Annotated in this window: 10 protein-coding genes; 2 read left to right on the top strand and 8 right to left on the bottom strand. The window is 70.5% G+C overall.

What is annotated here, in order from left to right; translation table 11 throughout:
* Positions 1–6: 6 nt before the first annotated feature.
* The 4 genes from ACF08F_RS31420 to ACF08F_RS31405 all read right to left on the bottom strand — a co-directional run bounded on the left by ACF08F_RS31420 (position 7) and on the right by ACF08F_RS31405 (position 3,194).
* Positions 7–918: an ADP-ribosylglycohydrolase family protein gene (locus ACF08F_RS31420; protein WP_392301919.1), complete on the bottom strand. Its 912-nt coding sequence runs from the start codon at positions 916–918 to the stop codon at positions 7–9.
* A 12-nt stretch (positions 919–930) separates the two neighbouring features.
* Positions 931–1,590 (bottom strand): histidine phosphatase family protein, encoded by a 660-nt coding sequence (locus ACF08F_RS31415; RefSeq protein WP_392301918.1) that lies wholly within the window; start codon positions 1,588–1,590, stop codon positions 931–933.
* A 104-nt stretch (positions 1,591–1,694) separates the two neighbouring features.
* The gene (locus tag ACF08F_RS31410; protein WP_392301917.1) at positions 1,695–2,300 is read right to left on the bottom strand and encodes a YdbC family protein; all 606 of its coding nucleotides are present in this window, start codon (positions 2,298–2,300) and stop codon (positions 1,695–1,697) included.
* A gap of 42 nt (positions 2,301–2,342) precedes the next feature.
* The gene (locus ACF08F_RS31405; RefSeq protein ID WP_392301916.1) at positions 2,343–3,194 is read right to left on the bottom strand and encodes an arylamine N-acetyltransferase; all 852 of its coding nucleotides are present in this window, start codon (positions 3,192–3,194) and stop codon (positions 2,343–2,345) included.
* A 124-nt stretch (positions 3,195–3,318) separates the two neighbouring features.
* On the opposite strand from ACF08F_RS31405, the gene ACF08F_RS31400 reads away from it, so the two are divergent.
* A complete protein-coding gene (locus ACF08F_RS31400) occupies positions 3,319–3,849 on the top strand; it encodes a TerD family protein (RefSeq protein WP_392301915.1) in 531 nt (176 codons plus the stop codon).
* Positions 3,850–3,858: 9 nt separating this feature from the next.
* Here the strand turns inward: ACF08F_RS31400 and ACF08F_RS31395 are convergent, their stop codons facing one another.
* The 3 genes from ACF08F_RS31395 to nrdR form a co-directional block, all read right to left on the bottom strand.
* Positions 3,859–4,620 (bottom strand): GNAT family N-acetyltransferase, encoded by a 762-nt coding sequence (locus tag ACF08F_RS31395; RefSeq protein ID WP_392301914.1) that lies wholly within the window; start codon positions 4,618–4,620, stop codon positions 3,859–3,861.
* A gap of 177 nt (positions 4,621–4,797) precedes the next feature.
* Complete coding sequence (locus tag ACF08F_RS31390; RefSeq protein ID WP_392301913.1) at positions 4,798–7,698, bottom strand: vitamin B12-dependent ribonucleotide reductase; 2,901 nt, start codon at positions 7,696–7,698, stop codon at positions 4,798–4,800.
* Between the two features lie 172 nt (positions 7,699–7,870).
* A complete protein-coding gene (gene nrdR, locus ACF08F_RS31385) occupies positions 7,871–8,380 on the bottom strand; it encodes a transcriptional regulator NrdR (protein ID WP_392301912.1) in 510 nt (169 codons plus the stop codon).
* A 450-nt stretch (positions 8,381–8,830) separates the two neighbouring features.
* Here nrdR and lexA point away from each other — a divergent pair, with 450 nt between their 5' ends.
* Complete coding sequence (gene lexA / locus ACF08F_RS31380) at positions 8,831–9,619, top strand: transcriptional repressor LexA (protein ID WP_024754934.1); 789 nt, start codon at positions 8,831–8,833, stop codon at positions 9,617–9,619.
* A gap of 83 nt (positions 9,620–9,702) precedes the next feature.
* Here the strand turns inward: lexA and ACF08F_RS31375 are convergent, their stop codons facing one another.
* A complete protein-coding gene (locus ACF08F_RS31375) occupies positions 9,703–11,676 on the bottom strand; it encodes an ATP-dependent DNA helicase (RefSeq protein WP_392301911.1) in 1,974 nt (657 codons plus the stop codon).
* Positions 11,677–11,695 lie beyond the last annotated feature (19 nt).

Genomic DNA, 11,695 nt, shown 5'->3' with positions numbered 1-11,695 from the left:
CCAGCCTCAGACGGCCGATCCGTCCGGGACCCACTCCGGAAGGTCCTCGGTCTGCAGCAGCCACGCGGTGGGCGGGGTCCCGCCCACCGCGGAGGCCACGACGCCCCCGGCGATGGCGCAGGTCGTGTCGACGTCGCCGCCGACCTGCGCGGTCGTCCAGAACACCCGCTCGAAGTCGCCCAGGGCCCGCGCCGCCGACCAGAGGGCGAACGGCACGGTGTCGTGGGCGCTCGTCCGCCGGCCGCTTCCCAGCACCGCGGCGACCGTGCCCGCGTCGCCGTAGTCCAGCATGTCGCGCGCCCGGCGCAGGCCCGCTCCCACCGCGCTGCGCGGCACCAGCGCGACGACCCCGTCGAGCAGCGCCTCGGGCGTGGGCGGTCCGGCCGGGTCGGCGGCGAGGGCGGCGGCGGCCGCCACGGCCATCGCGCCCACCACGGCCTCGCGGTGCTGGTGGGTCGTGTACGCGGAGATCTCCGCCTGGTGCGTCGCCTGCTCGGGGTCGTCCGCATACCAGGCGCCGAGCGGGGCGATGCGCATCGCAGCGCCGTTGCCCCAGGACCCCTGGCCGTTGAAGAGGGCGGCGGACAGCTCCCGCCAGTCCCCGCCCTCCCGGATGAGCCGGAGCATCCGGTTGACCGCGGGACCGTAGCCCCGGTCGAAGTCGTGGTGGTTCGCGAAGGACAGGGCGAGGGCGTCCTGGTCGATGCGGTCGTGGCCGGCGAGGACGGCGAGAACGGAGCAGGCCATCTCGGTGTCGTCGGTCCACTGCCAGGGGCCGGGCGGCAGCTCGCGCCGCTTCAGCAGGGGGTAGTGGGCGGGTACGAAGAACTGGGAGCCCAGGGCGTCTCCCACGGACAGCCCGCGCAGGCTGGCCAGGGCGCGGTCGAAGCGCCGGTCGAATGAGGAGTCAGCGGTCATCGCTCATCCACTCTATCCGGTGTGCCCGTACGGTTCCGGGGTACGCCAGCGTTCGAACGGCCGGTCCAGCCGGTATCTCCCGCCCTCGTCGAGCAGCAGGGTGTGGGCCTCGGCGTTGCCGGGGTTCGACAGGGACTCGAAGTCCGCGACCGTCCAGTGGAACCAGCGCATGCAGAACAGCCGCATGGTCAGCCCATGGGTGACGAGCAGGACGTTCGGCGGGTGGTCGGGGGCCTCGAAGCTGCGGTAGAGGCTCTCCAGGAAGGCCCCGACCCGGTCGTAGACGTCCGCCCCGGACTCGCCCTGGGCGAACCGGTAGAAGAAGTGCCCGTACGCGTCCCGGTACGCCTTCTGCAGGCGTACGTCCTCCCGTTCCTGCCAGTTGCCCCAGTCCTGCTCCCGCAGTCGGGGCTCCTCCCGCACCCGTATCTGCTCCCGGGGCAGCCTGAAGGCCCGGAGGGTCTCGTGCGTGCGGCGGTACGGCGAGACGTAGACGCTGACCTGCTCGTCCCCGAACAGGTCGCGCAGCCGCTCCCCCGTCTCCTCCGCCTGCCGCCACCCGGTCTCGGTGAGCCTGAGCGCGTGATCGGGCTCGCGTTCGTACACCGTGTCATCGACATTGCCCTCGGACTCTCCGTGCCGTACGAGGACGATGCGCCGCGGTCGTGCCATACCCCGACCCTAGATCGCGGGCCGACGGGAGGCTCGGCCGAGGTCCCCGCCGGAGCCCATCCGGCGTAGGTCCGCGCGCGCGGATCCGGCGGAGTCGGGCGCGCTCAGACCGTCCAGGCCGCGTCGAGCTGCACCACGTCGCCGGTCAGAGCCGCCACGTCGGCGTCGGTCCTGGCCCGCAGGCCGAGCCGCTCGACACGCTCCACCCGGTACTTGCCGTGCTCCGCGGCGGACCTCCACATCGAGAGCACCAGGAACTCGCTGCCCGGTGCCTCGCCGAACAGGCCCCGCAGCATGCCGGGGGATCCGGCCATCGCCGGGTTCCACACCTTCTCCTGCATGAGCGCGAAGTGCTCGGCGCGGTCCTCGTGGACACGGCAGTGCGCCACCCGTGCCACATCGGCATCGGCGAACTTCGGCTCGAACCCCGTCTTCACGTCGAAGCGGTGGTCGAAGAGCTTGGCCTGGATGTCTCTGTACGTACCCACCTGCGAGGCCGCCAGACGATCGTGGGACCGCGCCATGAAGGAGTCGTAGAAGGCCCGGCTCTCCCAGAACGAGAAGATGTGCGCGACGTCCGGCCGAGACCGGCTCCACCCGCCGCCCTGGCCCCGGAATCCCGGCTCGCCGAGGAGCCCCGCCCATTTTCGCTGTCCCCGCTCGAACCCTCGTCGGTCCACCACGGTGCAGCGAATCCACTTGACCAGCACCGCGCCATCGTACGGGCCCGGGCAGCGCCCCGGCAGTGCGCGTCAGACTCCCGCCGCGTGCAGTCGCTCCAGCCCCGCTCGCTCCTCGTCGTCGAGCTCGATGCCGAAGACCGTCTCCAGGGTCGCCGCCAACTCGGCGGCCGTCACCACTCGTTCCTCGGTGGCACCGTCCGTGCCCATGCTCGTCAGCGTCTCGCGCACCAGCGCCCTTCGGACGCCGGCCCCGGGTCGCTGCGCCACGACCTGACCGAGGAAGCGGGACTCCGGGTGGCTGGAACTGAAGTGGTTCATGACCGTGAAGTCACCGGGGTACAGGGTCTGCGGGGAGAACGCGTACAGATCGGTCCACCCGTGCGGACGGAGCGAGCGCAGGACGTGGATGCCCTCGTCCTCCGCGCCGACCCCGAACGACCAGCCGCCCTGCTCCACGCTCGCACCCTCACGCAGCGGCACCGGCTCCAAGGGCCCCTGCCAGCCGAACCCCGCGTCGGCGAGCCACTGTTCGCCCTCCACCTGGACGACCAGCAGCGCGTGGGTGACGGGGAGCAGCGCCGCGCCCCGCGTACGGTTGCGCGCTCCGCGCCCGGCCACCGGGAAGCCGATCCGCTCCAGCGCCGCCGCGAGGAGCGAGTTCTGTTCGTAGCAGTAGCCGCCTCGGCGTCGGCCGACGAGCTTGGCCTGGAGGCTCTTCAGATCCAGCGGGACCTGTCGGCCGAGAGCCACGTCGAGGTTCTCGAAGGGGATGGACCGGACGTGCGCCCGGTGTACCGCCTTCAACGTCCGCAGATCGGTGGAGAGTTCCCCGTCGCGTCCGATGTCGTAGCCGATTCGAGCCAGATAAGCGTCGAGATCCAGCTCGTCACCACTCCACAAACCGCTCTCCCCCTCCACCATCGGGTCCACTGTCGTAGGCCCATGACACCATGAGCAATCTCCCGGCGACCACGGGCTTTCACGCGTGGCGGGGGACCGTCGAGGCGAGGCGTGCGCGGGGGCGTGCGGGGAGAGGGGAAGCACCATGAGCGGACTCAACAAGGGCGTGGCGAAGGTCGAGGTCACGCTCAAGTGGGACCCTGCCCCGTCGGGTGCGCCGGCCCACGACCTGGACATCGTCGCCGGCGTCTTCACGGCGGACGACCCGCACGGATCCCCGGCCTACCTGGTGCACTTCGGCAGCCGCTCCCCCGACGGCACGATCACGCTCCACCGCGACAGCCGCACGGGCCAGGGCTTCGGCTACGACGAGGCGATGACGCTGGAGCTGGACCGGCTGGCGCCCCACTACGCGCGCGTGGTGGTGGGCGTGACCGTGCAGCAGGGCGGCGGCAGGCTGACCTTCGGCGACATGGCCAACACCGGCATACGGGTCCGCGAGGGGTACACCGACCTCCTGACCCACGACTTCGCGGACGTGGCGGGTGCCCTGTCGGCGACGGTCGTGGAGTTCACCCGCGACGGCACGGACGGCTGGTCGTACCGCTCGATCAGCCGCGGTTTCGACGCCGACCCCCGCGCCTTCGCGAAGGTCCTCGGTTCCCTGCCGGCCTGACGGGCGGGCTCAGCCGCGTTCGAAGCAGTGCGTGCGGCCGACGACGGTGAAGCCGCGGCGCTCGTACCAGTGGCGCGGCCAGTCCGCTGCGAAGGCGGTCAGGAAGCGGGTGCCACAGCCCTCCGCCGCGGCCAGAGCCAGGGCGGTGGCCACGACGGCGTCGGCGTGGCCGCGCCTGAGGTGCTCCTCCGAGGTCATCAGGTCCTCCAGCTGTGCCAGCCCGGTCGCCGGCTCCAGATAGAGATCGGCCCAGGCTGCGACCTCGCCCTCGTCCGTGCGGGAGCCGATGAAGTGCACGGCGTCGGCCCCACGGCGGCGGGCCTCGCGTCGTTCGACGAGGTGCCGGACGACCTCGCCGTCGACGTCCGGAAGGTAGCCCCGCCAGCGCCTGGCGAGTGGACGGCGCAGCGCTTCGAGGTCGACCACCTCGGCGGATCCCCCGGTCGCCACCGGGCCCTCGTGCACCATGACCAGCAGGGTCGAGTGCGTGTATCCGGCCCGGACCAGGCGCTCGGCACACGCTTCGCCGGCCGCGTCGTCCAGGACGGAGATCAGGCGGTGCGGCAGATGCCCCAGCGCCTGGTCGGCCAGGGCGGGCAGCGCCTCGGGGTCGACGTCCGCGTCGATGACGACCTGGTTGTTCCCGCGGGAGTGCCGGAAGACGTCGTCGAGGGCGGCGAACCCGCCGGGGAGGTCGACGGTGCGCCCTGCCTGACGGCGGGCGAAGGCGGACAGGAAGGCGCGGATGCGCTGGATTTCCGGGCTCGGCATGGTCTGAGCCTAGGAAGCGGTGCACCCCTGCCGCCCCCGAATTACGCGAGAGACGGATCGAGGGACGGATGACGCGAGAGAGGGCGCCGACCGATGGTCGACACCCTCTCTCAGGTGAGGCTCAGCATCCCGGGTGGCGGTGGCTCACCGCCGCCCCTGACGCGCATGCGCTCGCTGTCAGCTGCAGCCGCTGGTGGAGCCGCAGCCCTCACAGATGTAGCAGGAGCCGGCGCGCTGCATCTTCGTACCGCAGGAGAAGCAGAGCGGGGCGTCGGCGCTGATGCCGAGCTGCATCTCGACGAGCTCCGCCGAGGTGTGCGCCTGCTTCGCGGCCGGGACCTCCGTCTTCGGGGCCGGGATCGGGGCCGCGACGGCCTTCAGCTCCTGGGTGCGGGGCGCGGACTGGGCCAGCGCCTCGACGTCGACCTCGTCCTCCTCGGCCTGCTCGTACGAGCCGGTGTCGAGGTGGCGCTGACGCTCCTCGGCGGAGTGGATGCCGAGGGCGGAGCGGGTCTCGAAGGGCAGGAAGTCCAGCGCCAGGCGACGGAAGATGTAGTCGACGATCGACTGCGCCATCCGGACGTCCGGGTCGTCCGTCATGCCGGCCGGCTCGAAGCGCATGTTGGTGAACTTCGAGACGTAGGTCTCCAGCGGGACGCCGTACTGCAGACCGACGGAGACGGCGATGGAGAAGGCGTCCATCATGCCGGCGAGGGTCGAACCCTGCTTGGACATCTTGAGGAAGACCTCGCCGAGACCGTCGTCCGGGTAGGAGTTGGCGGTCATGTAGCCCTCGGCGCCACCCACGGTGAAGGAGGTGGTGATCCCCGGACGGCCCTTGGGCAGACGCTTGCGGACCGGACGGTACTCGACGACCTTCTCGACGGCCTCGCGGATCGTCGCCTCGGTCTTCGCGGTGACCTCGGCCTTCTCGTCCTCCTTCTTCTTCGCGGAGAGCGGCTGGCCGACCTTGCAGTTGTCGCGGTAGATCGCGAGCGCCTTGACGCCCATCTTCCAGGCCTCGAAGTAGACCTCCTCGACGTCCTCGACCGTGGCCGTCTCCGGCAGGTTCACGGTCTTGGAGAGGGCGCCCGAGATCCACGGCTGGATGGCGGCCATCATGCGGACGTGGCCCATCGCGGAGATGGAGCGCTCGCCCATGGCGCAGTCGAAGACCTCGTAGTGCTCGGTCTTCAGACCGGGGGCGTCGATCACATTGCCGTGCTCGGCGATGTGGGCGACGATCGCCTCGATCTGCTCCTCCTGGTAGCCCAGGCGGCGCAGAGCCTGCGGGACGGTGCCGTTGACGATCTGCATCGAGCCGCCGCCGACGAGCTTCTTGAACTTGACCAGGGCAAGGTCGGGCTCGAGGCCGGTGGTGTCGCAGGACATCGCGAGACCGATGGTGCCGGTCGGGGCGATGACCGAGGCCTGGGCGTTGCGGAAGCCGTTCTTGGCGCCGAGGCTGATCACGTCCTGCCAGGCCTCCGTCGCGGCGGCCCAGATCGGCGAGTCCAGGTCGTCCATGCGGACGGCCTTGGTGTTCTCGTCGGCGTGCTGCTGCATGACGCGCTGGTGCGCCTCGGCGTTGCGGGCGTAGCCGTCGTAGGCGCCGACGACCGCGGCGAGCTCGGCGGAGCGCTTGTACGAGGTGCCGGTCATCAGGGAGGAGATGGCACCGGCGAGGGCGCGGCCGCCGTCGGAGTCGTACGCGTGGCCGGTCGCCATCAGCAGGGCGCCGAGGTTGGCGTAGCCGATGCCGAGCTGGCGGAAGGCGCGGGTGTTCTCGCCGATCTTCTCGGTGGGGAAGTCGGCGAAGCAGATGGAGATGTCCATCGCGGTGATGACGAGCTCGACGACCTTGCCGAAGCGCTCGACGTCGAAGGACTGGTTGCCCTTGCCGTCGTCCTTGAGGAACTTCATGAGGTTCAGCGAGGCGAGGTTGCAGGACGTGTTGTCCAGGTGCATGTACTCGCTGCACGGGTTCGAGCCGTTGATGCGGCCGGACTCGGGGCAGGTGTGCCAGTGGTTGATCGTGTCGTCGTACTGGATGCCCGGGTCGGCGCAGGCCCAGGCGGCCTCGGCCATCTTGCGGAAGAGCGCCTTGGCGTCGACCTCCTCGATGACCTCGCCCGTCATGCGGGAGGTGAGACCGAACTTGCCACCGGACTCGACGGCCTTCATGAACGTGTCGTTCACGCGGACGGAGTTGTTGGCGTTCTGGTACTGGACGGACGTGATGTCGTCGCCGCCCAGGTCCATGTCGAAGCCCGCGTCACGGAGGGCGCGGATCTTCTCCTCCTCCTTGACCTTGGTCTCGATGAAGTTCTCGATGTCGGGGTGGTCGACGTCGAGGATGACCATCTTGGCCGCGCGGCGGGTCGCGCCGCCCGACTTGATGGTTCCCGCGGAGGCGTCGGCGCCGCGCATGAAGGAGACCGGGCCGGAGGCGTTGCCGCCGGAGGAGAGCAGCTCCTTGGACGAGCGGATACGGGAGAGGTTCAGGCCGGCGCCGGAGCCGCCCTTGAAGATCATGCCCTCTTCCTTGTACCAGTCGAGGATGGACTCCATGGAGTCGTCGACGGACAGGATGAAGCAGGCGGAGACCTGCTGGGGCTGGGGGGTGCCGACGTTGAACCAGACCGGCGAGTTGAAGCTGAAGATCTGGTGCAGGAGGGCGTAGGCCAGCTCGTGCTCGAAGATCTCGGCGTCTGCGGGCGACGAGAAGTAGCCGTACTCCTCGCCGGCCTTCGTGTACGTCTTCACGATGCGGTCGATGAGCTGCTTGAGACCGGTCTCGCGCTGCGGGGTGCCGACGGCTCCGCGGAAGTACTTGCTGGTGACGATGTTGACCGCGTTCACCGACCAGAAGTCGGGGAACTCGACGCCACGCTGCTCGAAGTTGATCGAGCCGTCGCGCCAGTTGGTCATGACGACGTCACGACGCTCCCAGGCCACCTCGTCGTACGGATGCACGCCAGGGGTGGTGTGGATGCGCTCGATACGCAGGCCCTTGCTCGCCGACTTGGCTCCCTTGTTGCGGGAACCACGTGCCGGGCCGCTCGCCGTCTCTGTCATGCCGCCTCCCATATACGGGCAAAACACACTTTGGCACCCAGAAAGTCCCAGGGCACCGTCTTCTGTACGTCTTTCGGTACTGCTGCCACGAGGACCTCACGGGTCACCCGGGGCACGTCTGTCGGGCCGCTCGGCGGCCGATCGCCGGGCCGTGGTCGACCCGGGCCGCCGATCAGTCGGCGGCGGTGGCGGGAACGGGGACCTCGGGGGTCGCACCGGTCCCGCGGTTCTCAGCGGGAGACCGCTCGCGGAGTTCCACGACGGCGGTCTCGAAGTCTTCGAGGCTGTCGAAGGCCTTGTACACGGACGCGAAGCGCAGGTACGCGACGAGGTCGAGCTCCTGCAGGGGGCCGAGGATGGCCAGACCCACGTCGTGGGTGGTCAGCTCGGCGCTGCCGGTGGCGCGCACCGCCTCCTCGACCCGCTGGCCGAGCTTGGCGAGGGCGTCCTCGGTGACCGGTCGCCCCTGGCACGCCTTGCGCACACCCGAGATGACCTTGGTGCGACTGAAGGGCTCGGTGACACCGGACCGCTTCACGACCATGAGCGAACACGTCTCCACCGTGGTGAAACGGCGGGAGCAGTCGGGGCACTGGCGGCGGCGTCGGATCGACGTCCCGTCGTCGGTGGTGCGACTGTCGACGACACGGCTGTCGGGGTGCCTGCAGAAGGGGCAGTGCATGGCTTCCGACCCTCCCTCACGGCACGACTGATGAGCCTCGCCCGGCCGGTCAAGGCCCTGCGAAGCGACCTCCAGCATAGGTGATGCGAGCGCCCCCGGCAGACCGGGGACCACTACCCCTGGGTGGTCGGTGCCATCCAACCACTAGATCTTGGGTTGGGGGCGTTTCCGACCCCCGCGCGTGTCGCGGTTCCCCCGCTCCCACGGCCCGGCGCGCGCCGGTGCGACACTGGGAGGGCACACCGGATGTCCGCGACCCAGCGGCGAAGGTTACCGTAATGACCGAATTGGGCTCACGGGGTGCTGCGGAGTGACGGTACTCATACACCCCCACGCATACACGCGTAGGGCAATCTACGAATTTTCACTCGAACGTGTGTTTGGCGCAACCTTTCGAAAGCCACTACCGTTGTGCCAGCCAGGGAGACAAATTCGAGAGGGGCCGACGACGTGACCACCACCGCAGACAGTGCCACCATCACCGCCCAGGACCGCTCCCAGGGCCGACTCGAGCCGGTGCACGCCATGAATGACGCAGCCATGAACGGCGAGGAGCCCGGGCGCCCCGCCCGCGCCCTTCCCGGGCGACCTCCAGGCATCAGGGCCGACAGCTCCGGCCTCACCGACCGGCAGCGCCGGGTGATCGAGGTCATCCGCGACTCGGTCCAGCGGCGCGGCTACCCGCCGTCGATGCGCGAGATCGGCCAGGCCGTGGGACTGTCCAGCACGTCGTCGGTGGCTCACCAGCTCATGGCCCTGGAGCGCAAGGGCTTCCTCCGCCGGGACCCGCACCGCCCCCGGGCGTACGAGGTGCGCGGCTCGGACCAGCCGAGCACGCAGCCGACGGACACCACGGGCAAGCCCGCCGCGTCGTACGTCCCCCTGGTCGGCCGGATCGCGGCCGGCGGCCCGATCCTGGCCGAGGAGTCCGTCGAGGACGTCTTCCCGCTCCCCCGGCAGCTGGTCGGCGACGGCGAGCTGTTCGTCCTCAAGGTCGTCGGCGACTCGATGATCGAGGCCGCCATCTGTGACGGCGACTGGGTCACCGTCCGCCGCCAGCCCGTCGCGGAGAACGGCGACATCGTCGCCGCCATGCTCGACGGCGAGGCCACCGTCAAGCGCTTCAAGCGCGAGGACGGGCACGTCTGGCTCCTCCCGCACAACGCCGCGTACCAGCCCATCCCCGGCGACGAGGCCACCATCCTCGGCAAGGTCGTGGCGGTCCTCCGGCGGGTGTGACACCTCGCCGGCTCTGACCGGGCCCCGGGACCCACTGCGCCGGTCCCGGGGCCCTGCCGTGCGTGGAGACGCACGGCAGGGGATCAGCCGCCCGCCGCCTTCGACGCCGCGTCGATCGCCGCCAGCGACTTCCGCACCTGGTTGCGGTCCGTGGTGTACCAGAAGTCGGGCAGCGAGGCCTTGAGGTAGCTGCCGTACCGGGCCGTGGCCAGCCGGGGGTCGAGCACCGCGACGACACCCCGGTCGCCCGTCGCCCTCACGAGCCGTCCGGCACCCTGCGCCATCAGCAGGGCCGCGTGCGTGGCCGCGACCGCCATGAAGCCGTTGCCACCGGCCTCCTCGACCGCCTTCTGGCGCGCGCTCATCAGCGGGTCGTCCGGCCGGGGGAACGGGATCTTGTCCATGACCACCAGCTGACAGCTGGCGCCCGGAACGTCCACGCCCTGCCAGAGCGACAGCGTGCCGAAGAGGCAGGTCTTCGGATCCGCGGCGAAGTTCTTGATCAGCTCACCGAGCGTGTCCTCGCCCTGGAGCAGGATGGGCAGCTCCGGAATCCTGCTGCGCAGCTCCTCCGCGGCCTGCTGGGCGGCCCGCATCGAGGAGAAGAGGCCGAGCGTGCGGCCGCCGGCCGCCTCCATCAGCTCGGTGAGCTCGTCGAGCATGTCGCCCCGCTCACCGTCCCGCGCGGGCCGCGAGAGGTGCTTGGCGACGTACAGGATGCCCTGCTTCGGATAGTCGAACGGGGAACCGACGTCGATGCCCTTCCAGACCGGCAGGTCGTCGCCCGTGGTGCCCTCGGGCGCGAGGCCGAGCGAGGCGCCGACCCCGTTGAAGTCGCCGCCGAGCTTGAGGGTGGCCGAGGCCAGGACGACGGAGCGCTCCGTGAAGAGCTTCTCCCGCAGCAGGCCCGAGACCGTCAGCGGAGCCACCCGCAGGGAGGCACCGAAGCGGTCGTGCCGCTCGTACCAGACGACGTCGTACTCCGAGCCCTGCGTGATCCGCTCCGCGACGCCGTGCACGGTCTCCACGGAGGCCATGGCCTGCTTGCGGACCGCGTCCTCGTCCTGCACGGACCGGTCCCGGGTGGACCCCAGGGCCGTGATCACGGCGCGGGCCGCGTCGCGCAGCGCCATCAGGGCGTACGCGAGGTCCTCCGGGATCGTCTCCAGGCGCCCCGGCAGAGCGAGCTCCATGACCCGCTCGAAACCCTCGGCGGCGGTCTGCAGCTGATCGGCGACCTTCTCGTCGACCAGCTTCGCGGACCGGCGCACGGCCCGGTTGACCTGGCCGGGGGTGAGCTCGCCGGTGGCGACTCCGGTCACCCGGGAGACCAGCTCATGGGCCTCGTCGACGATCAGCACCTCGTGCTGCGGGAGCACGGGGGCGCCCTCGATGGCGTCGATGGCAAGCAGCGCGTGGTTGGTCACGACGACGTCCGCGAGCTTGGCGCGCTCGCGGGCCGCCTCGGCGAAGCACTCCGCCCCGTACGCGCACTTGCTCGCGCCCAGGCACTCCCGGGAGGAGACCGAGACCTGGGACCAGGCCTTGTCGGAGACGCCCGGGGTCAGGTCGTCCCGGTCGCCCGTCTCGGTCTCGTCGGACCAGTCGCGCAGGCGCAGCAGATCCTGGCCCAGCTTGCTGGTGGGAGCAGCCGCCTCGAAGGGGTCGAACAGGCCGTCCTCCTCGTCCTGCGGTACGCCTTCGTGGAGCCGGTGCAGGCAGAGGTAGTTCGACCGGCCCTTCAGCATGGCGAACTGCGGGCGGCGGCGCAGCTGCGGATGCAGCGCGTCGACCGTCCGGGGAAGGTCACGCTCGACGAGCTGGCGCTGGAGCGCCAGGGTGGCGGTGGCGACCACGACCCGCTCCCCCTGGGCCAGCGCCGGCACGAGGTAGCCGAGCGACTTGCCCGTGCCGGTTCCGGCCTGGACGAGGAGGTGGGAATTGTCGTCGATGGCCTCGGCCACGGCCTCGGCCATGGTGACCTGGCCGGGGCGCTCCGTGCCGCCGACGGCGGAGACGGCGGCGTGGAGGAGGTCGGGGAGGGATGGCTTCGTCATAGCGCTTCCAGCCTACGGG

The sequence above is a fragment of the Streptomyces sp. NPDC015130 genome (assembly GCF_043080005.1).
Classification (GTDB): domain Bacteria; phylum Actinomycetota; class Actinomycetes; order Streptomycetales; family Streptomycetaceae; genus Streptomyces.
This window is presented reverse-complemented; position numbering and strand designations above follow the sequence as displayed.